A 20857-nucleotide genomic window follows, 5' to 3' on the forward strand; every position below is an offset into this window, starting at 1 on the left:
GTTGCGCCGTCCGGCAGCGTGATAAACTGAACGGTTGCATCCACCTTCTTGCCAGCCCATGACCTCCACGCCCAAACCCCGCGTTGCCACCCCGGCCGGCGCCGCCTTGCGCATACTGCTGCCGTTGCTGGTGGTCATGCTTTTCTTCCTCGGCAGCGGGTTCCTGGCGGGCAAGAACATCCGCACCATTCGAGAGGGCAGCGCCCTGGTGATCCGCTCCCAGGAGACGATGACCGCCCTGGGCGATGTGCTCTCGGCGGTACAGGACGCCGAAACCGGCCAACGCGGCTATCTGCTGACCGGGGACGACAGCTACCTCGAACCCTATCGAACGGCACTGGCGGTTGCCAGCACTCGGCTGGAGGCCATGGAAAAGGCCTTTGTGGACGACCCTGCGCAAGCGGACCGACTCAAGCTGCTGGGGCGTCGGGTCCAGGACAAGCTGGACGAACTGCGTGAAACGATCGAGCTGCGCCGCACGCAAGGGCTGGAACCTGCCCTGGCTGTGGTCGGCTCCAATCGCGGCAAGGCGGCCATGGACGACATTCGCGCGCGCTTGGCCGCCATGGGCGCCATCGAACTGGAAAAGCGCGCCCGGCGCCTTACGGAGATGGAATCGGCTTACAGCGCGGCGCTGACCTCGGGCGCGGCCAGTGCCGTGCTGGGCAGTGTGCTGACGATTTTCATCGCCGTCCTGCTCCGCCGCCATTCGCGGGCACGCGAACGGGATGCCTGGTTGCAGCGGGGCCGGCTTGAGCTGGCCACGGCGACCGGCGGCGACCTGGACAGCGGCGCACTTGCACGCGCCAGCCTGGGCTTCCTCGCGCGCTTCACCGGCGCCGAGGCGGGCATGTTGTTCGTGCCTGGGGCCGCCGGCTTCCGGCAGATCGGCGCGGTGGGCACCGCGTCAGCGCCGGACGGCACCGACGGGCTGCGCGGCGCCGGAAGCCTGCTCGGCCGCGCGGTGGACGAGAAGCGCGCGCTTGTCGTGTCGGATGTGCCACCGGGCTACTTCACGATCGGCTCGGGACTGGGTCACGCCCAGCCTCGCCACCTGGTCATCGCCCCGAGCATCCACGAGGGCGAGGTGAGCGGCGTGATCGAGCTGGCTTTCTTCGGTGCGGTGCCCGCCGACGTCGTCGAACTGCTCGAGCTTGCCTCCGGGGACATGGCGGTCGCCCTGCGATCAGCGGCCTACCGGGCCAAGCTGACCGAGCTGTTGGCGCAGACGCAGCGACAGTCCGAGGCGCTGCAGGTGCAGAGCGAGGAGCTGAGGGTCTCCAACGAGGAACTGGAGGAACAGAGCCGTGCGTTGCGCGGCTCCCAGCACGAGCTGGAGGAGCAGCAGGCCGAACTGGAACAGACCAACAACCAGTTGTTCGACCAGTCGCAGCAGCTTGAAGAAGAGCGCGACAAGCTCGCGCGCGCCAACGCTGCCATCGTGGCCGAATCGCACAAGGTGCAGCGCGCCAGCCAGTACAAGTCCGAGTTCCTGGCCAACATGTCCCACGAGCTGCGCACGCCGCTCAATTCCGCACTCATTCTTTCCAAGTTGCTGGGCGACAACCGCGACGGCAACCTCAGCGCGGAACAGGTGAAGTTCGCGCGGACCATCCATGCGTCCGGCAGCGACCTGCTCAACCTCATCAATGAGATCCTCGATCTGTCCAAGATCGAAGCCGGGCACATCGAGGTGCATGCCGAGCGCTTTGGCGTGGAGAAACTGCTGGCGGACATCGCCGCACTGCTCGGCCCGGTTGCCAGCGAAAAGGGCCTGTCACTGGACGTATCGATGACGGCCGACTGCCCACAGGTGGTGGAATCCGATCGCCAGCGCATCGAGCAGATCCTCAAGAACCTCCTGTCGAACGCGTTGAAATTCACCGACACCGGTGGCGTGACCGTATCGGCGGCGGCGGCGCCCGACGGCCGGGTGGCGTTCTCGGTGACCGACAGCGGCATCGGCATCGCGCCCGAGCAGCAGACGCGCATCTTCGAGGCCTTCCAGCAAGCTGACGGATCGATCAGCCGGCGCTACGGCGGCACGGGCCTGGGGCTGTCCATTTCGCAGGAGCTCGCACGACTGCTTGGCGGCGACATCACCGTGGAAAGCGAGCCCGGCAACGGCAGCTGTTTCCGGCTGGTGGTCGCGGCGCGGCTGGCAGGCCCGACGGCGGCGCCCGCGCGCGCCACGTCCGCCGCCATCCGCCCTGCCCCGCATCAGGATGCCAGACCCGCACCGCTTCCCACGCGCCCGCCAAGCGATGCAGGCGCAACGGTGAGCAACAACGGACGGGGCCTGATCCTGATCGTAGAGGACGACCTCGCCTTCAGTCAGATTGTCAGCGACCTTGCCAGTGAAATGGGCTTCCGCGCGCAGGTAGCGCACACCGCGAGCGAGGCGCTGGCCGCCGCGCGTGCGGAGCTTCCGCACGCCATCGTGCTGGACGTCGGCCTGCCCGACCAATCGGGGCTGTCGGTGCTCGACGTGCTCAAACACGATATGCGCACACGGCATATTCCCATCCACGTGATTTCGGCGATGGATCATTCGCGCAAGGCGCTGTCGCTCGGTGCGGTGGGCTATCTCGGCAAGCCGACCACCCGCGAGGAACTGGCCGACGTGCTGCTCTCCCTGGAGCGCCGGCTGTCGCAGCGTCCGCGTCTGGTCCTGGTGGTCGAGGATGACGCCGTCCAGCTGGATGCGGTACGCGAGCTGCTGGGCCTGGCCGACGTGAAGACGATCGGCGCGCGCTCGGCGGCCGAGTGCATCCAGGCGCTGGCACAGCATACGTTCGACTGCATGGTGCTGGACCTGACGCTCCCCGATGCATCGGGATTCGAGCTGCTCGAGATGCTCAGCGAGCAGAGCCCGCATGCGCTGCCGCCGATCATCGTCTATACGGGCAGGGTATTGTCGCCCGCCGAAGAGGTGCGACTGGGCCGCTACTCCAGTTCGATCATCATCAAGGGCGCGCGCTCACCCGAACGCCTGCTCGATGAAGTCACGCTGTTCCTGCACCAGGTGGTCAGCGATCTACCCGAATCGAAGCAGGGCATGATCCGCACGGCGCAACACCGGGACACGGCACTGGAAGGTCGCCGCGTGCTCATCGTCGAGGATGATGTCCGCAACATCTACGCGCTGATGAACGTGCTTGAGCCACATGGCTGCAAGGTGTCCATCGCACGCAACGGCCAGGAAGCCATCGACACCCTGACCGCCGCGGTCGCGGGCCCGGCACCCATTGACCTGGTGCTGATGGACATCATGATGCCGGTCAAGGACGGGCTGACCGCGACGCGGGAGATTCGACAGGGCGGCCGCTTCGCCAAGTTGCCGATCATCGCCCTCACCGCCAAGGCGATGCCTGACGATCAGCAGCAATGCATCCAGGCCGGTGCCAACGACTACGTCGCCAAGCCGCTCGACGTGGACAAGCTGGTGTCGTTGATCCGGGTCTGGCTGATGCCCTGACCTGCGGGGAGTTTTTCCTGGGCGACGGCTCTGTCGCCCAGGAACCGTGCAGGTGTGTGCGCTGTTGCAGCGGGCTGGCGGTAACCCGGGGAGCGGTGCGATGCGTTCGCTTCATGCGCGCGCGAGATCGAGTTCGCGGCGCTGTTCAACGGGCCCTGGCAATGTCGTACACGGCATACCTGGATCGCCTGCCAAGAACACGCCCGACTGCGGAGCCATACATTGCTCCATGGCGGGGCCATTGCCGGCGAATCCAGGCGGCCGCTGCAGGGTCGGCAATCCGTCCTGCAATCGACTGTCCGTCATGCCAGCAAGCGTCAAGACCTGCTTTTCGGCCCCCCTACCGCAACTGCCCCCCGTGCAAGCGATAACTCCGGTGCACGATGCCCTCAGGCAATTCATCGTGGGTGATCATCAGCAGACTCCGATGACCCAGTGCAGCCACCATGTCATGCAGCAATGCATGCGCGGTATCCACATCCAGGCCTTCGGTAGGCTCGTCCAGCAGCAGGATCGGCGACTCCCGCAGGAATGCGCGCGCCAGTGCCAGCCGGCGCGCCTGTCCCGCCGACATCGTGGCGCCGTTCTCGCCGACCCACGCCTGTAGGCCTCCAAGCTGCTCGGCCCAGCCGAGCAGCCGCACATCGGCCAGCACCTGCCACAGGCGTGCATCACTGGCCTGCGGATCGCCCAGGCGCAGGTTGTCGGCAATGCTGCCGGCAAACACCGGCGCGTTCTGCGGCAACCAGGCGATCTGCCGGTGCCAGTCGGCCTGACGGAACTGGCGGATATCGATGCCGCCGTAACGCACATAGCCCGCTTCCGGGTCCCACAGCCGCAGCAGCAGCGAGGACAGCGTGGTCTTGCCGCTGCCACTGTCGCCACCGATGGCGATGCGCTCGCCCGGGCGCAGCTGGAGTTGCACGCCGTCCAGCAGCACGCGCGCCTGGTCCGGCCAACGGAAGACGACGTGCTCGAAGCTCACCGTGGCCGCTTGTGCAGGCATCGCCACCGGGTCGAGCGGCTCGGTCACGCCCGGCGCCTGCTCCACGATCTGCTCCAGGCGCCCGGCCGCCACGCGCCCGGACAACCACGACTGCCAGGCCAGGCCAATGCCCGCCCACAGCTCCAGCAGGGCCACGGTGAGGAACACCAGCCCGGCCGCGAGCGCTGCATCGATGGCGCCGGTTTCAACGCCATGCAACGCCAGCCAAAGCATTGCCACCAGCCCGACAGCGGCACACAGGCCATGCAGCGCATTGCCGCCGATCAACCGCCAGCGCCGACGCCGGTCGCGCGATTTCAGCTGCTTGGCCGCCACCAACACGCGCAGGTTCCAGTGCTCGCGCGCCTGCAGCGCAGTCAGGTCGGCTGCACCTTCCAGGCCTTCGAAGGACTGCGCACGCAGCTGCGCGCGGTGCAGCGCGCGGTCGCGCTCCTGCTCACCGGCACCGCGCACGGTGAGCCACGGCACGCCGACACCGATCAGCAACGCCAGCGCGCCCAGCAGCAGCGCGGCCGGCGGATGGATGAGGGCTGCCGAAACCACGCCCACCAGCGATATCCCACCGAGTGCCAGCAATGGCCCGATCGCACGCACCAGCAGACCGTCGACTTCGCCGATGTCCGACATCAACCGGGCCAGCAGCTCGCCGGTGCGCACGCCGGCCAACCGCGCCGGTGCCAACGGCAGCGCGCGACGGAAGAACCACACGCGCAGATCGCGCGCGATGCGCAGGGTGACATCGTGGCCGACCAGTTTTTCGAAATAGCGCGACGCGATGCGCGCCATGGTCAGGCCACGGATGCCCGCCGACGGCGAGAAGAAGTTGAAGCCGCTGCCCAGCCCGGCCGCGCCGGCCAGCGCGGCCGCCGTGAGGAAGCCACCGGACAGACCGAGCAGCGCGGTGCCGGCCAGCATCGTGGTCCACAGCAGCAGCACGGTCAGCAGCAGGCGGCCGCGMTGGCGGGTGAACACCGAACGCAGCGAATCGGCAGCGGCGCGCGGGGGACGTTGCGTGCTCATGCCGAGGTCTCCGTGGTGGTCACCGACGTACCGGTGGCGCTCAGGGTGAGCCGCGTATCGGCCCAGCGCATCGCCACCTCGCTATGGGTGGCGATCACCACGCAGCGACCACGCGCGAACGCGGCCAGGGTACGCAGCAGGTCGGCTTCGGTGTCGGCATCGAGGAAGGCCGTCGGCTCGTCGAGCAGCAGCAGGTGCGGGTCGCGCAACAGCAGCCGGGCCAGCCCGATGCGGCGCGCTTCGCCACCGGACAGACCAAAGCCGCGCTCACCGATCACCGTGTCCAGCCCCTTGGGCAAGCCGGCGGCAAAGCGCATCACCTGCGCAGCCTCCGCTACCGCGCGCAGGTGCGCATCGGTGGCGCCGGGGTCGGCCAGGCGCAGGTTGTCGGCGATGCTGCCGTGGAACAGGTACGGGCGCTGTCCTGCATAGCCGACGTCCATGCCAGGACGCAGCACGATGCTGCCCGACTGCGGTGGCAGCCAGCCGGCCAGTGCTTCGAGCAGCGTGCTCTTGCCGCTGCCGCTGGGGCCGACCAGCGCCAGGCGCTGGCCGGCCTGGATCTGGAACGACAGCTGCTGGATCACATCGTGCTGCGCCCCCACGGGGCGCAGCACCAGGTCGCGCACCACCACCGGTGGCGCGTGCTGCTCCAGCAGCTCCGGCGCGCGCGGCACGGCGGCCCGCGCATCGCCGGCATCGGTGGCTGGCGGGAGTTCGCCGAGCAGGCGTTCCACCTCGGCAGCAGCGGCCAGTGCATTGGCGCGATCGTGGTAATGCGCGGCCAGGCGCCGTAGCGGTGCGTAGAACTCCGGCGCCAGCAGCAGGCAGAACATGCCCACGCCCAGCGTGGGCACCTGCGCATGCAACGACATCAGGCCCAGGTAGCTCAGGCCCAGGTACAGCGCGACCATCGCCACGCTCACCGAGGCGAAAAATTCCAGCACGGTCGAGGACAGAAACGCGATCCGCAGCACTTTCATGGTGCGCTCGCGCACGCCTTCGGCCGCGGCAGCCACGCCGTCCAGCTCGGCCTCACCACGGCCGTACAGGCGCAGCAGGCCCAGGCCCTTGATGCGGTCGGCGAAGTGCCCGCTCATCCGCGCCAGCTCGCCCAGCTGCGCGCGTCCGGCCGCTTCGGCGCCCCACCCGACCAGCATCATGAAGAACGGCACCAATGGCGCGGTGAACAGCAGGATCAACGCCACTACCCAGTCGGTCCAGGCCACGGCCAGCAGTATCAGCAGCGGCACCACCACCACCTCGATCCGCACCGGCTGGTAGCCGCCGTAATAATTCTCGATCGCATCGGCATGGGTCAGCATCAGCTCACCCAGCTCGCCCGTGCGCTGCTGCCGCAACCACAGTGGGCCCCGCGCCAGCAGCCGCCGATACACCCGTTCACGCAGGGCCAGCCGGGCGGCATCGGCGACGTCGCCCGCGGCAGCCTGGGTGGCGCTGGCCAGCAGCGCGCGCACCGTCAACACCCCCAGCAGACCTACCAGCACCGGGGTGGCGCTGGCCAGTGGCCGGTGTTCGACCAGAATCGCCTGGATCAGCCAGGCGATGGCGGCGGCCTGGCCGATCAGCAACGCCCCGGATACGCAGATGCACGCCGCCGCCCAGCGCTGGCGCCCGCGCGCGGCCGCGCCGAGGCTGCCCAGCCACAGCAGGCGCTGCCGACGCAGGGCGGTGGTCTCAACAGCAGTGGCTTCGGGGCGTATGCTCACGTGGGATCACAGGGGGACACAGGGAAGTTCCAGTCGATTGTAGTGGGTGCCGGCATGGCACCCGTGCGGCAAGCGGTCGCAGCGTGCCCGGGGGCATACGATTCCTTCGCCGCCGGGTTTGTACATTGATCTGAATCAAGGCTGTTTGAAGTTGCAGGTCACAGAATTCATCCCGTAGACCCCCTTCCCGCCACCTGAAACGGCAAAACCCAACGAGGTAGCCAGGCCATGATTGATTCGACAGTCGTAGAACTGTCGCGGCTGCAATTCGCTCTGACCGCGATGTACCACTTCCTTTTCGTACCGCTCACGCTTGGCCTGTCCTTCCTGGTGGCCATCATGGAGAGCGTGTACGTCATGACCCGTAAACAGGTCTGGCGGCAGATGACCCTGTTCTGGGGCACGCTGTTCGGCATCAACTTCGCCATCGGCGTGGCCACCGGCCTGGTGATGGAATTCCAGTTCGGCATGAACTGGTCGTATTACAGCCACTACGTCGGCGACATCTTCGGCGCACCGCTGGCCATTGAAGGCCTGATGGCGTTCTTCCTGGAAGCGACCTTCATCGGTCTGTTCTTCTTCGGCTGGAAGCGCCTGACCCCGGTGAAGCATCTGGCCGTGACCTGGCTGATGGCACTGGGCACCAACCTGTCGGCGGTGTGGATCCTGATCGCCAACGGCTGGATGCAGAACCCGACCGGTGCGGTATTCAACCCGGAAACGATGCGCATGGAAGTGGTGGACTTCGCCGCGGTGCTGTTCAACCCGGTAGCGCAGGCCAAGTTCGTGCATACCGTCAGTGCCGGCTACGTGACCGGCGCGATCTTCGTCATGTCCATCAGCGCGTTGTACCTGCTGCGCAACAAGCACCGGGACATGGCCCGCCGCTCGTTCGCGGTGGCTGCGGCGTTCGGCCTGCTGTCGTCGCTGTCGGTGGTGGTGCTGGGCGACGAGAGCGGTTACGCCGCCAGCGAACATCAGAAGATGAAGCTGGCCGCGATCGAGGCGATGTGGGAAACCGAGCGTGCCCCGGCTGATTTCACCGCCTTCGGCATTCCCAACCAGACCACCCACACCAACGACTACGCGATCAAGATCCCGTACCTGATGGGGCTGATCGCCACCCGTTCGCTGGACCAGCCGATTCCCGGCATCCTGGAACTGGTGGGTCGTGCGGAGAACCGCATCCGCGGTGGCCAGCTGGCCTACGGTGCGCTGGAGCGCGTGCGCAAGGACAAGAACGATCTTGAAGCGCGCGAGATGTTCGACCGCCACTGGCAGGACCTGGGCCATGGCCTGCTGCTCAAGCGTTACCGCGAGGACATCCTCAACGCCACCCCGGAGGAAATCTCCAAGGCCGCGATGGATACCGTGCCGCGCGTTGCCCCGCTGTTCTGGACCTTCCGCATCATGGCGGGCCTGGGCTTCTACCTGATCGCGTTCTTCGCGGTGGCCTTCTACTTCTCCTGCCGCAACAGCTTCCAGGACAAGCGTTGGTTCCTGAAGCTGGCCGTGTGGTCGCTGCCGGCACCGTGGATTGCGATCGAATGCGGCTGGTTCGTGGCCGAGTACGGCCGCCAGCCGTGGGCGGTGGATGGCGTGCTGCCCACCTTCTATGCAGCGTCGGGCCTGGCACTGCACGAGATCCTGACCACGCTGGCGGTGTTCACCGCGCTGTACACGGTGCTGCTGGTGATCGAGGTCAAGCTGATGCTCAAGGCGATCCGCAAGGGTCCGGACGACATCCTGCCCTCGCTGCAGGCTGACATCCGCCCCGTTTCCCCCGTTGTTGCCGCCCCCGGCCAGGCCTGAGGCAGGAGAATCCAGATGGACTTCATTGCACTTGATTACACCACGCTCCGCGTGATCTGGTGGCTGCTGCTCGGCATCCTGCTGGTCGGCTGGGCAGTCATGGACGGTTTCGACCTCGGGGTGGGCACGCTGCTGCCCTTCGTGGCCCGCACCGATGACGAACGCCGGTTGGTGATCAACACCGTCGGCCCGGTATGGGAAGGCAACCAGGTTTGGCTGGTGCTCGGCGGCGGCGCGATCTTCGCCGCATGGCCGCCGCTGTATGCGGTCAGCTTCTCCGGGTTCTACCTGGCAGTGTTTGTGATGCTGTTCGGGCTGATCCTGCGCCCGGTCGGCTTCAAGTACCGCAGCAAGATGCCCAGCAAGCGCTGGCGCGACAACTGGGACCGGGTGCTGTTCGTCGGTGGCCTGCTGCCGGGCCTGATCGCCGGCGTGGCGGTGGGCAACGTGCTGGTCGGCGTGCCGTTCCACTTCGATGACAGCATGCGCATCTTCTACACCGGCTCGTTCTTCGGCCTGCTCAATCCGTTCGCACTGGTCGCCGGGCTGGTCAGCGTGGCCATGCTGGTGTCGCACGGTGCGGCCATGCTGGTGCTCAAGACCGACGGCCCGGTGGCCGAACGTTCGGCCCGCTATGGCAGCGTCGCCGCGCTGATCAGCTTCGTGCTGTTCGCCGCTGCCGGCGTCTGGGTCGCCTTCGGTCTGCCGGGCTATCAGATCACCTCGCAGGTGGTCACCGATGGCCCGACCAACCCGCTGTTGAAGACCGCCGAACTGGGCACCGTCGCCGGGGGCTGGCTGCGCAACTACAGCACCATGCCGGCGACCCTGGTGTTCCCGCTCGTCGGCCTGCTGGGTGCACTGGCCAGTGCGGTACTGCTGCGGGCCCGTCGCGGCGGCCTGGCGTTCATCGCCTCGGGTGCCTCCATCGCCGCCATCATCCTCACCGTCGGCTTTGCGATCTTCCCGTTCCTGCTGCCCTCCTCCAGCCAGCCCATCTCCAGCCTGACCGTCTGGGACAGCTCGTCCAGCCATCTCACGCTGTGGATCATGCTGCTGGCCACGGCCATCTTCCTGCCGATCATCCTGGCCTACACGACCTGGGTCTACCGGGTGATGAAGGGCAAGACGACCGCCGAGGAAATGGGCAACAACCCCAACGCGTATTGATGCCCCGTGTGCCGGCCCTGCGTCGGCACCTACCCCGTACATAGGAGATTGACCATGTGGTATTTCGCCTGGATCCTCGGCGCCGGCCTTGCCTCGGTGGTGGCCATCCTCAACGGCATGTGGTTTGAAGCCCGCGAGACCGGCCGCATCGACAACGCATGACGCTGCAAGCGTAAAAAAAGGTTGCCGGCCCGGTCTTCACACCGTATCCTTGTCGGCTCCTTCGGGGTGTAGCTCAGTCTGGTAGAGCGCTACGTTCGGGACGTAGAGGTCGCAGGTTCGAATCCTGTCTCCCCGACCACTTCGGTGGTCGCATTGAAGCCTGGAGGCGTCATTTCCAGGCGTTCGTGTCAAAGGGCCGTGGCAACACGGCACCGAAGGTGAATACAACATCCCCCTTGCCGCCGAATGCGGGGATGGCTACAATAGGCGGCTCCTTACGGGGTGTAGCTCAGTCTGGTAGAGCGCTACGTTCGGGACGTAGAGGTCGCAGGTTCGAATCCTGTCTCCCCGACCAATTACTGGTCACATTGAAGCCTGGAAGACTCACGTCCTCCGGGCTTTTTTGTATGTGTCGTTCTGCGTGCCCCCGCGGTTATGGCAGCCCGTGCGTTTGCCGGGCGGAGAGCAGCCGAGCGTGGCTCGGCTCTACCGTCATGGAGCGGTGAGGCGTTCAACGAGCCCGCATGGACGGATTTACCGCGTGTCCGCATGTCCACGATCCCGGCCCTGCCAGGTGTGACCGCGTTTCATCGCCCGGACAGACCGCGCGGGTACAATGCCCGCCTTCGGGATGCGCGCGGCCTGCCCCATCCCTGCCCTTGAATCCACGCCGCCTTCCGCCACTGGCCGGGAGCGGCGTTTCCGCACATCCGCCCCACGGTGTTGCGCCACCTGCAAGAGATCCATGTCCATGACCCAAGCCGCCCCCCACGCATCGCCGCTCCTGCACGGACGCGTCCTGGCCTTTGCCGCCATTCTGCTGGCTGCGCTGAACCTGCGTACCGCGGTCACCTCGGTGACCCCGCTGCTGGATCTCCTCGGCCAGACCTTTGGCTTTGGGACCACCATGACCGGCGTGCTCGGCATGCTGCCCACCGCCTCGTTCGCGCTGTTCGGCGTCACCACGCCCATGGTCGCCCGCCGCATCGGCCTGGAACGCACCGCCCTGCTCGCCATGGGCCTGGCTACGGTCGGCCTGCTGCTGCGCTCGATGGCGGGCGGTATCGGCAGTCTGCTGTTCGGCTCGATCGTGGCGCTGGCCGGCATGGGCATCGGCAACGTGGTGGTGCCGCCGCTGGTGAAGCGCTACTTCGCCAACCGCGTCGGCACCGTCAGCACGCTGTACATCACCGTGCTGCAGATCGGCACGATGATGCCCGCCCTGCTCGCCGTGCCGCTGGCCGAAAGCGCCGGCTGGCGCGTCTCGCTCGGCATCTGGTCGATCCTTGCCCTGGCTGCCGCGCTGCCGTGGATGATGCTGGCCCGCCGCCGCCCGCATCCGGACCCGCTGGACTCCGCCGCCGATCCGGCTGCGCAGCCGCACGGCAAGGTCTGGCGCACGCCGCTGGGCTGGGGCATGACGTTGATGTTCGGCATGACCTCGCTGATGACCTACTCGATGTTCACCTGGTTGCCGCGCATCGTGGTGGAAGCCGGTGCCACGCCGGGGTTCGGCGGGATCATGGTCGCCATCTTCGCCGCGTGCGGCCTGCTGCCGTCGCTGACCATGCCCGCGCTGGCAGTGCGCCTGCGCAATCCCTTCCCGCTGGTGCTGATCGGTTTTTCCGCGTTCCTGATCGCGTTCGCCGGGCTGCTGTTCGCGCCGATGAAGGCACCGTGGCTGTGGGCGATCCTGCTGGGCATCGGGCCGTCCACGTTCCCGCTCGCACTGACGCTGATCAACCTGCGTACCCGCACCCCGGCCGGCTCGGCGGCGTTGTCCGGGTTCATGCAGGGCGTCGGTTACGCCTTCAGCTGCCTGGGACCGTTCCTGTTCGGCTGGCTCCATGAAATCAGCGGCGCGTGGTATCTGCCGTTCGGGTTCCTGGTGGTCTGCGCCGTGATCCTGCTGACCGCCTCGTGGGTGGCGTGCAAGCCGCAGAAGCTGGAAGACCAGTGGTGATCTGAKCACCGGTAGTGCCGGCCGCTGGCCGGCTGCTCTTTGGGTCGGCTACGGCCGCTGGACGGCTGCCTTTCGGTGGGATGTGGAGGAGCCGGCCAGCGGCCGGCACTACCTGTTGCGCCTATCTGCGATGACGAGCCGCCGCCACCGGGGTGCGCTGCTCACGTTCGGGTCTGGCCTTCCCCGCGCACCACGAAACGTTCCACCGTCAGGGCTTCCAGGCCCATCGGGCCGTAGGCGTGCAGGCGGGTGGTGGAAATGCCGATCTCCGCACCCAGGCCGAGTTCGCCGCCGTCGGAGAAGCGCGAGGACGCGTTGACCATCACCACCGCCGAGCGCAGCGCGTGCACGAAGCGTTCGGCGGCGACGGGGTCTTCGGTGACGATCACTTCGGTGTGGTCCGAGCTGTACTGCTGGATATGCGCCAGCGCCTGCTCGAGGTCGTCGACCACGCCTACGGCGATGATCAGGTCCAGGTACTCGGCGGCGTAATCGTCATCGGTGGCCAGCGCGGCATCGGTCAGCCAATGCCGCGCGCGCGCGTCGGCACGTATCGCCACGCCACGCGCGCGCAGCGCTTCATCGGCCAATGGCAGGAAGGTCGCGGCGATATCGGCGTGCACCAGCAACGTCTCCAGCGAATTGCAGGCCGACGGCCGGCTGCACTTGCCGTCCAGCAGCAGCGCCAGCGCACGCTCCACATCGGCCGCACAGTCCACGTACAGATRGCACACGCCCTTGTAGTGCTTGATCACCGGTACGCGCGCATGTTCGGCCACGAAGCGGATCAGGCCTTCGCCGCCGCGTGGGATCGCCAGATCGATCACGTCGTTGAGCTGCAGCAGGGCCAGCATGGTTTCGCGGCGCAGGTCTTCGACCAGGGTCAGGGCGGCATCGGCCACGCCGGCCTCGCGCAACGCACGCTTGAGCGCGCTGGCGATCGCGGTGTTGGAATGGATCGCCTCCGAGCCGCCGCGCAGGATCACCCCGTTGCCCGCCTTGATGCACAGCGCGGCCGCATCGGCAGTCACGTTCGGGCGCGCCTCGTAGATCATCGCGATCACGCCCAGTGGCACGCGCACCTTCTGCACGCGGATACCGTTGGGGCGTACGTCATCGCGGGTGACCCTGCCGACCGGATCGGGCAGCGCGGCGACCTCGCGCAGCGCGGCAGCGATGCCGGCCAGGCGTTGCGGATTGAGCGCCAGGCGATCGAGCATCGCAGTGCCGGTGCCCTTTTCACGCGCCGCCTCGAGATCGCGCGTATTGGCGGCGAGAATTGCACCGGTATCGGCCTCCAGTGCCGCAGCCATCGCCTCCAGCAGCGCCGTCTTGGCAGTGGAGGACAGCTGCGCGAGGTGTTGGGCCGCGTTGCGGCAGGCCAGCGCCTGGGCGCGGATGTCGGAGGGGGAACTGGCGACCATCTCAATGTCCTCTGAAGATGCAGGGTAGAGCCACGCCATGCGTGGCTGCGGGATGTCGAACGGGGCCCGGCTGCGCAGCCACGCATGGCGTGGCTCTACCGTGGATGTTTTTACGCTTTACAGCAGCACCAGATCGTCGCGATGGATCACATTGCCACCGTAGTTGTAGCCGAGCACGCCTTCGATATCGCGCGAATGGCGGCCGGCAATGCGGCGGATGTCACTGGCCGAATACTGGCTCACGCCGCGCGCCAACCGCACCTCGCCACCGGCATCGCGCAGGCGCACTTCGACCATGTCGCCACGACGGAAGTCACCCTCAGCGCCGCGCACGCCCCCGGGCAGCAACGAGGCGCCCTTGTCGCGCAGCGCGTCGGCGGCGCCGTCGTCAACCAGGATCGCGCCGGGTTCAAGGGGTGCATGCCGCAACCAGTACTTGCGCGCGGCCACGCGGGTCTGCGCGGCATGGATGCGGGTGCCGAACAGGCGCCCCTGCGCCAGCGCCCGCACCACGTCGCTGTCGCGGCCGTTGAACAGGCAGGTGTCGATACCGACGCGGCCGGCCTTGGCCGCGGCCTCCAGCTTGGTGTGCATACCGCCGGTACCGGCCCCGCTGCCGGCGCCACCGGCCATCGCCAGCACCTCGCCGGTGAGTTGGGGCACGTCATGGATCGGGCGCGCCTGCGGGTCGCGGCGCGGGTCGTTGCTGTACAGGCCATCGATATCGGTGGCGATGAACAGCACGTCCGCATCGATCAACGCCGCCACGGTCGCGGCAAGGTTGTCGTTGTCGCCGAGCTTGAGCTCATCCACCGACACGGTGTCATTCTCATTCACCACCGGCAGCGCGCCGAGGCGCAGCAGTTCGTTGAGGGTGGCGCGCGCATTGAGGTAGCGGCGACGGTTGCGCAGGTCGTCGTGGGTGAGCAGCACCTGCGCCACCGGACGCTCGAAGAAGCGCTGCCACAGCCCGATCAACTGCGCCTGGCCCAGCGCGGCCAGCGCCTGGCGGGCAGCCATCGCCGCGCCGGCTTCCAGCGCACGCGGCACGATCGCGCGTCCCGCGGCGACTGCGCCGGAGGAGACGATCACCACCTCGCGCCCGGCCAGTACATTGGCCGACACGAACTGCGCCAGTCCCAGCGCGTGGCGCGGCGACAGACCGCCGCCATCGGCGGCCAGCAGACTGCTGCCCACCTTGAGCACGGCACGCTTCCACTGCGGCACGGCCTGTTCGGGAAACGGCGATTGCACGGTCGGGGTCATCGGTGGGCAGGCCTCAGCGGGTGTTCCATTCGTGGATGCTGGCGGTGGCGCTGCCGCGCACCAGCAGCGGGTCGGTGTCCACCAGCGCCTGCGCGGCGGCCAGATCGGGCACGTCCTGCAGCACGTAGGCACCGCCGCTCTTGTCGCTGAAGCCGCCGGTCAGCAGCAGCTGTCCGCGGGCGCGCAGCTCATCGAGGAAACGAACGTGTTCGGCACCGACATCATCGCTGAAGGCCGGAGTGCGCTTCACCAGGACCAGGTAACAGGTTTTCATGGGGCTTCCTTTTCGCCGGGCAACGCCCGGCACGTCGATGAAGAAACGGCGACCTCGCGGTCGCCGTCGTGATTACACCAGTGCGGCCCAGCGGGCGCCCAGCTCGTCCAGCCGCAGGTCGGCGGCCGCACCGGGCGACACGCGCGCGGCCAGGCTGCCTTCGGGCGTGCGCCCCTGTCCGGCCGTGTCCGCTGCCGCTGCAGCCGCTTTGTAGGCCTCACGGAACGGCACACCGGCCACGGCCGCTTCCACGGCCACATCGGTGGCGTACATGCCCGAGTCGATCGCTGCACGCAGCTTGTCGTCACGCCATTCCAGGTTGGCCAGCAGCGCCGGCAGCAGTTCCAGCGCGGCCAGGCCGCGGCCGAAGCCGTGGAAGATCGCGCCCTTGCTGCTCTGCAGATCGCGGTGGTACCCGGACGGCAGCGACAGCAGCTGCTCGATCTCGGTGCGCGCGGCGGCCACGCTGGCGTGGGTGGCGCGCATCAGTTCGATCACGTCCGGGTTGCGCTTGTTGGGCATGATCGAACTGCCGGTGGTGTATTGCGCCGGCAGCGCCACGAAACCGAACTCACCACTGGTGAACAGCGACAGATCCCACGCGATGCGGCGCAGGTCCAGGGTGGCCCCACCGAGTGCTTCCAGCGCGGCCAGCTCGAACTTGCCGCGCGAGAGCTGCGCATAGATCGGCGAGATCTGCATGCGCGCAAAACCGAGTGCCTCGGTGGTGTGCGCGCGATCCAGCGGCAGGTTCACGCCGTAACCGGCGGCGGTGCCGAGCGGATTGGCATCGATGAGGTTGAAGGTATCGTGCGCGCGGATGGCGTTGTCGATGAAGGCCTCGGCCCAGCCGGCCCACCACATGCCCGCCGAGGACACCACGGCGCGCTGGATGTGCGTGTAGCCGGGCACCGGCAGGTCTTTCTCGGCCTCGGCACGGTCGAGCGCGACCTTGGCGATCTCGCGGCTCAGGCCGGCCACCTGCTGCAGCTTGTCCTTCAGCCACAACCGGGTGGCGACCAGGATCTGGTCGTTGCGGCTGCGGCCGGTGTGGATCTTACGGCCGGCATCGCCGAGGCGCTCGGTCAGGCGGGCTTCGATCGCCGAGTGGCAGTCCTCGAAACGCTCGTCGAGCACGAACGTGCCGCTGCGGAAGTCCTCGGCCAACACGTCCAGCTCGCGCTGCAGGCCATCCAGTTCATCGGTGGAGAGGATGCCGATGTGCTGCAGGCCCTGCGCGTGCGCCTTGCTGGCGGCAACGTCATACAGGAAGAACGCGCGATCCAGGATCACATCATCGCCCGCCAGGAAGGTCTGGATCTTGGCGTCCACCGCCACGCCGGGCTTCTGCCACAGAAGGTCTGCCATGTCTTGCTCCGTAGGCGGAATCGCTCCGCCGGGTTGTACGCGCGCACCGTGGTCGGGTGCGCAGCGGAGAGGGTTCAGTGCGGGATCGAGGCCAATTCGTCCAGGCCCAGCGCCAGGTTGAGGTTCTGCATGGCCTGGGTGGCCGCCCCCTTGAGCAGGTTGTCCAGGGTGGCAACCACCACCACGCGCTTGCCGCCCGGGGCCACGTCGAAGCCACCGATCTGCACGCCGTGGCGGCCGGCGATGCGGCTGACCCACGGAGCTTCGTCGAGCACTTCGATGAGCGCCTCATGGGCGTAGTACGCCTGGTACAGGGCGATCACGTCCTCGCGCTTGACCGTCTCGTTCAACCACAGGTTGACGGTCATGGTGATGCCACGGAAATGCGGCGCCACGTGCGGCATGAACTCGACCGGCACGCGCAGGTGCGCGGTCACTTCGCGTTCGTGCACGTGGTTGGTGAGCGCGTACGGCATCAGGTTGTCGCGCAGCAGTTCGGGGTTGTTCTTGTCCGATGCGGTGGTGCCGGCGCCGGAGTACCCGGACACGCCGAAGCACTGGGGCGGGCCGGCCAGCTGCTTGAGCAGCGGGCTGATCGCCAGCTGCATCGCGGTGGCATAGCAGCCCGGGTTGCTGATGTGCTTCTGACCCAGGTAATCGCCCCGGGTCAGTTCGGGCAGGCCGTAGTACCAGCTGCCTTCGAAGCGGTGGTCGGCCGACAGGTCGACGATCACCGTGTCCGGCCTGGCCGCATCGAGCGCGGTGACGAACGGTGCGGACAGGCCATTGGGCAATGCCAGGATCACCGCGTCCACGCCCTTGGCCGCGACCGCGTCGGCGTCCAGGTTTTCGAACTGCAGGTCGCCCTGCCAGTCGGTGTGGTGGTCGGCCACGCGCTGGCCCGCAAGCTCACGCGAGGATACAAAGCCCAGCGTCAGGTTCGGGTGCGCGGCGATCAGCTTGATCAGCTCGGCGCCGGTGTGGCCGCGGGCGCCGACGATGCCGACGGAGAAGGTCGTGGTGCTCATGCGTGTGCGTCCAGGCGGTGCTGCAGGTGGCGCTTCACGCCCTGCCATTCCGCGTCGATGATGGAGAAGATCACGGTGTCGCGCGGGGTGCCATCGGGGTGGCGCTTGTGGTTGCGCAGCACGCCGTCCTGCTTTGCGCCCAACCGCGCGATCGCCGTGCGCGAGGCGACATTGAACCAGCTGGTCTCGAACACCACGCTCAGGCAGTTCAGCCGCTCGAAGGCATGGGTGAGCAGCATCAGCTTGGTTTCGGTGTTGACGCCGGTGCGCTGGGCGGCCTCGCCATACCAGGTGTAGCCGATGCTCAGCCGGGGCACGTCCTCTTCCATCCCGTAATAACGGGTGGTGCCGACCACTTCATCGGCAGCGTTGAGGACCGCGAACGGCAATACCTTGCCCTCGGCCTGCGCCTGCAGCGCAGCCTGCACGTAGGCGGTCATGGTTTTGGCGCTCGGCACCTGGGTGTACCAGAGCCGGGACAGCGCACCGTCGCCCAGCGCGCCGCGCAGACCGTCGATGTGCGCCATCTGCAGCGGCTCCAGCCGGGCGTGCGTGCCGGCAAGTGTGGGCACCTTGGTCCAATCGGCGTGATTCATGGGGTTCAGCCCTCCAGGCTCGGGGTGCGGGTTGCGCAGTGTTCAACGTAGGTGCGGATCCGCTCGAAACCATCGGCGCCGAACCAGAACACCTTCCAGGTGCCCTGCTTGTAGCACCCGTCGGATTCGGCGTAGTAGAAGTGGTTGATCGGGTTGCCGTTGCGCGAACGCCAGAACAGCTGCGGGGTTTCATCCAGCATGACATTCCACACCGCCCGGCCAAGGCCTTCGCCCTGGGCGTCATCGAGCACCGCGAACTTGTCCAGGTACACACCTTCGGCTTCGTCGGTGAGGATCACGGCGGCGCGGTAGTTCTCGCTGACGTAGGCGCGCAGCAGTTTGGTGCGGTCGAAGTAGTCGGGCACCAGCGTACGCCCGAAGCTGGATTCGATCAGCTGCTTCAGCCGCGGCAGGTCAAGTTCGCTCCACGCGGTGGCGCGCAGCACCTTCTCGCCCTTGCGCACCAGCGTGCCCGAGCCCTTGTGGGTGAACAGTTCCTTGGCCAGATCCGCCGGGCGGGTGATCGACACCGAGGACTCCAGCGGCAGGCGATCGAGCAGGTCCTTGATCTGTTCGATCTTGACCCGCATGCCGCCGTGGATCCACGGCTGCTGCATGAGCTGGTCGTACTCGGTGGACAGGTTGATCGAGTCGATCACCTTGCCTTCTTCGTCGAGCAGGCCGCCGGTACCGGTGAGGAAGATGATCTTGTACGGCTGCAGTTCCTGCACCAGCTCGTTGGCGGCGAAGTCGGCGTTGACGTTGAGGATCTGCCCGCAGCGGGTTTCGCCCAGGCTGGTGATCACCGGGATGGAGCCGGCACGCAGGCTGGCTTCGATCGGGGCCAGGTTGACCTTCTTCACTTCACCGACCAGGCCGTAGGTGGCCTGGTCCAGGTACTCGGCCTCGAACACGCCGCCGGTGATGGAGGTGGCGCGCGCGCCGTTCTGCTGCAGCGCTTCGACCAGCTGCAGGTTGGACGCCTGGAACACCCGGCGCACGATCGCCAGGCCTTCCGGCGAGGTCACGCGCAGGCCGTTGACGGTTTGCTTGACGATGCCCGCCGCCGACAGCTCGGCGTCCAGCTGCGGACCGGCACCGTGCAGCACGATCGGGGTCAGCCCCACTTCCTGCAGGAATGACAGCGACGAGGTCAGCGCATCCAGATCATCGCGCAGCACCGCGCCGCCGACCTTGACCACGGCGAAGCGCTTGGCATCCAGCTGCGAAAAACGCTTGAGGTACTGGCTGATCTCCTTCGCGCTGGCCATGCTGGAGAGCAGGCGCACGATGGTTTGACGGGTCTGGCGGTGGGGCTGGGAAGAAGGCATTTCGGTATCGTCACAGGCGGCCGGGGCCGCGATGGGGGAACCGTCAGTGGCAGGCCACGACGGGATCATGGCGTCAGGCGCCTTGGGCGATGATGCGGTGCACCGACGCGGCGTAACGCTGCAGCTGTTCCAGCGTCACGAACTCATCGGCGGTGTGGGCCTGGGCGATGTCGCCCGGGCCGTACACCAGCGTGGTGTAGCCCCCGGCGGAGAACAAGGAGGCTTCGGTCCAGAAGTCCACCGCGTTGCCGATCGGGATTTCCAGTGCATCGGCCACGTCACGCGCGGCCAGGCGGCGGTTCTCGGCCTCGGCGATGTCACCGGCCGGGAAGCTCGGGCCACGGAAGGTCTCGGTGAACACCGCGGCCTCCGGCTCGGCAAACCCGGCGAAGGTGGCCAGCAGCGCGTCGATGTCCATCGACGGCAGCGGACGGAAACCGAACCGCACCTCGGCCGCCGGGGCGATCATGTTGGCCTTGATCCCGCCTTCCACGCGCCCGATGTTGAAGCGCAGGCCGGTCAGCCCGCCAAAGCGCGCATGCGCCAGCGATTGCACATGGTCCAGCGCGCGGTTGCCCCAGCGCATCGCCTGGTGCAGCGCACTGGCGGCCGCATCCTGCTTGCCCGACGCATGCCCGGCCCGGCCCTTGAACTGCATCAGCACCGAGCTGATGCCACGGTGCGCGAGCACCGCTTCGCTCATGGTCGGCTCGGCCACCAGCACCGCCTCATACGGAATGCCGCGCGCCAGGAACGCAGCGATGCAGCGCGGATCGTTGGCTTCCTCGTCGCTGGAGAACAGGAACGCGGCATCGCCCTCGCTGGCATTGGCAGCGGCCACCAATGCAGCGGCGGCCCCCTTGATGTCGCACACGCCCAGGCCGATCACCCGGTCCTCCGCGCGCCGCATCACGTGCGGGTCGGCGCTCCAATGCGGCGAGTCCGGCACGGTATCCAGGTGCACGTTGAACAGGTACTTCGGCGTCCCGCGCACGGCATACAGACTGACCGCACCGTCGCCATGGTCGATCACCTCCACGTTGAACCCGGGCAGGTGGGCGCGCAGGTAATCGAAGATGCCGCCGGTGGTGATCGCACGCGGCGGATTGCGCGTGTCGAAGGACACGAGCTGCTGCAGGTGATCGAGTGTCTGTTCAAGCATGTGCGTAGAAATCCATCAGTGGGGGGGGTAGTGCCGGCCGCTGGCCGGCTCTGCAATGATCCGGCCG

15 protein-coding genes and 2 tRNA genes are annotated in these 20857 nt (G+C 67.4%); 7 read left to right on the forward strand and 10 right to left on the reverse strand.

Features of this window, described 5'->3' with window-relative positions; all coding sequences use genetic code 11:
- The first annotated feature begins 130 nt into the window (after positions 1 to 130).
- Positions 131 to 3478 carry a response regulator gene (locus tag AC1DR7_RS14110; RefSeq protein WP_478076526.1) on the forward strand — a complete coding sequence of 1116 codons (3348 nt, stop codon included), beginning with the start codon at positions 131 to 133 and terminating at the stop codon, positions 3476 to 3478.
- Positions 3479 to 3818: 340 nt separating this feature from the next.
- Here the strand turns inward: AC1DR7_RS14110 and cydC are convergent, their stop codons facing one another.
- Positions 3819 to 5504: a thiol reductant ABC exporter subunit CydC gene (gene cydC, locus AC1DR7_RS14115; RefSeq protein WP_478076523.1), complete on the reverse strand. Its 1686-nt coding sequence runs from the start codon at positions 5502 to 5504 to the stop codon at positions 3819 to 3821.
- Positions 5501 to 7234: a thiol reductant ABC exporter subunit CydD gene (cydD, locus tag AC1DR7_RS14120; protein ID WP_457318227.1), complete on the reverse strand. Its 1734-nt coding sequence runs from the start codon at positions 7232 to 7234 to the stop codon at positions 5501 to 5503. The genes cydC and cydD overlap by 4 nt, the downstream gene beginning before the upstream one ends.
- 228 nt (positions 7235 to 7462) lie before the next feature.
- On the opposite strand from cydD, the gene AC1DR7_RS14125 reads away from it, so the two are divergent.
- The 6 genes from AC1DR7_RS14125 to AC1DR7_RS14150 all read left to right on the forward strand — a co-directional run bounded on the left by AC1DR7_RS14125 (position 7463) and on the right by AC1DR7_RS14150 (position 12341).
- Entirely contained in the window at positions 7463 to 9046 is a 1584-nt protein-coding gene (locus AC1DR7_RS14125) for a cytochrome ubiquinol oxidase subunit I (RefSeq protein WP_256775617.1), read from the forward strand.
- 15 nt (positions 9047 to 9061) lie between these two features.
- Complete coding sequence (gene cydB / locus AC1DR7_RS14130; RefSeq protein WP_457318229.1) at positions 9062 to 10216, forward strand: cytochrome d ubiquinol oxidase subunit II; 1155 nt, start codon at positions 9062 to 9064, stop codon at positions 10214 to 10216.
- A 54-nt stretch (positions 10217 to 10270) separates the two neighbouring features.
- Complete coding sequence (gene cydX / locus AC1DR7_RS14135; RefSeq protein ID WP_256775620.1) at positions 10271 to 10378, forward strand: cytochrome bd-I oxidase subunit CydX; 108 nt, start codon at positions 10271 to 10273, stop codon at positions 10376 to 10378.
- 62 nt (positions 10379 to 10440) lie between these two features.
- Positions 10441 to 10517: transfer RNA gene (locus AC1DR7_RS14140), tRNA-Pro, on the forward strand.
- Between the two features lie 139 nt (positions 10518 to 10656).
- Positions 10657 to 10733, forward strand: a tRNA-Pro gene (locus AC1DR7_RS14145).
- Between the two features lie 390 nt (positions 10734 to 11123).
- On the forward strand, positions 11124 to 12341 hold the full coding sequence (locus AC1DR7_RS14150; protein WP_256775621.1) for a CynX/NimT family MFS transporter: 1218 nt from the start codon (positions 11124 to 11126) through the stop codon (positions 12339 to 12341).
- 161 nt (positions 12342 to 12502) lie between these two features.
- On the opposite strand, the gene AC1DR7_RS14155 is transcribed toward AC1DR7_RS14150, so the two are convergent.
- The 8 genes from AC1DR7_RS14155 to AC1DR7_RS14190 all read right to left on the reverse strand — a co-directional run bounded on the left by AC1DR7_RS14155 (position 12503) and on the right by AC1DR7_RS14190 (position 20790).
- Complete coding sequence (locus AC1DR7_RS14155; protein WP_478076524.1) at positions 12503 to 13804, reverse strand: glutamate-5-semialdehyde dehydrogenase; 1302 nt, start codon at positions 13802 to 13804, stop codon at positions 12503 to 12505.
- A gap of 78 nt (positions 13805 to 13882) precedes the next feature.
- Entirely contained in the window at positions 13883 to 15031 is a 1149-nt protein-coding gene (gene proB / locus AC1DR7_RS14160) for a glutamate 5-kinase (protein ID WP_478051821.1), read from the reverse strand.
- Positions 15032 to 15044: 13 nt separating this feature from the next.
- Positions 15045 to 15305 (reverse strand): YciI family protein, encoded by a 261-nt coding sequence (locus AC1DR7_RS14165; RefSeq protein WP_256775624.1) that lies wholly within the window; start codon positions 15303 to 15305, stop codon positions 15045 to 15047.
- A 72-nt stretch (positions 15306 to 15377) separates the two neighbouring features.
- A complete protein-coding gene (gene argH, locus AC1DR7_RS14170; RefSeq protein WP_457319658.1) occupies positions 15378 to 16673 on the reverse strand; it encodes an argininosuccinate lyase in 1296 nt (431 codons plus the stop codon).
- Between the two features lie 74 nt (positions 16674 to 16747).
- Positions 16748 to 17701, reverse strand: a complete 954-nt coding sequence (gene argC / locus AC1DR7_RS14175; RefSeq protein WP_478051820.1) for an N-acetyl-gamma-glutamyl-phosphate reductase — start codon at positions 17699 to 17701, stop codon at positions 16748 to 16750.
- Positions 17698 to 18297, reverse strand: a complete 600-nt coding sequence (locus tag AC1DR7_RS14180; protein ID WP_256775627.1) for a GNAT family N-acetyltransferase — start codon at positions 18295 to 18297, stop codon at positions 17698 to 17700. The genes argC and AC1DR7_RS14180 overlap by 4 nt, the downstream gene beginning before the upstream one ends.
- A 5-nt stretch (positions 18298 to 18302) precedes the next feature.
- On the reverse strand, positions 18303 to 19628 hold the full coding sequence (locus AC1DR7_RS14185; protein WP_256775628.1) for an acetylglutamate kinase: 1326 nt from the start codon (positions 19626 to 19628) through the stop codon (positions 18303 to 18305).
- 73 nt (positions 19629 to 19701) lie between these two features.
- On the reverse strand, positions 19702 to 20790 hold the full coding sequence (locus AC1DR7_RS14190; protein ID WP_256775629.1) for an acetylornithine deacetylase: 1089 nt from the start codon (positions 20788 to 20790) through the stop codon (positions 19702 to 19704).
- Between the last annotated feature and the right edge of the window lie 67 nt (positions 20791 to 20857).

Source organism: Stenotrophomonas sp. P5_A9 (assembly GCF_056400525.1).

Coding starts and splice junctions, on each gene's coding strand:
- AC1DR7_RS14180 (WP_256775627.1), bottom strand. CDS start 18,297: ATGAATCACGCCGATTGGACCAAGGTGCCCACACTTGCCGGCACGCAC.
- AC1DR7_RS14190 (WP_256775629.1), bottom strand. CDS start 20,790: ATGCTTGAACAGACACTCGATCACCTGCAGCAGCTCGTGTCCTTCGAC.
- proB (WP_478051821.1), bottom strand. CDS start 15,031: ATGACCCCGACCGTGCAATCGCCGTTTCCCGAACAGGCCGTGCCGCAG.
- cydB (WP_457318229.1), top strand. CDS start 9,062: ATGGACTTCATTGCACTTGATTACACCACGCTCCGCGTGATCTGGTGG.
- AC1DR7_RS14185 (WP_256775628.1), bottom strand. CDS start 19,628: ATGCCTTCTTCCCAGCCCCACCGCCAGACCCGTCAAACCATCGTGCGC.
- AC1DR7_RS14165 (WP_256775624.1), bottom strand. CDS start 15,305: ATGAAAACCTGTTACCTGGTCCTGGTGAAGCGCACTCCGGCCTTCAGC.
- AC1DR7_RS14125 (WP_256775617.1), top strand. CDS start 7,463: ATGATTGATTCGACAGTCGTAGAACTGTCGCGGCTGCAATTCGCTCTG.
- cydX (WP_256775620.1), top strand. CDS start 10,271: ATGTGGTATTTCGCCTGGATCCTCGGCGCCGGCCTTGCCTCGGTGGTG.
- argH (WP_457319658.1), bottom strand. CDS start 16,673: ATGGCAGACCTTCTGTGGCAGAAGCCCGGCGTGGCGGTGGACGCCAAG.
- AC1DR7_RS14150 (WP_256775621.1), top strand. CDS start 11,124: ATGTCCATGACCCAAGCCGCCCCCCACGCATCGCCGCTCCTGCACGGA.
- argC (WP_478051820.1), bottom strand. CDS start 17,701: ATGAGCACCACGACCTTCTCCGTCGGCATCGTCGGCGCCCGCGGCCAC.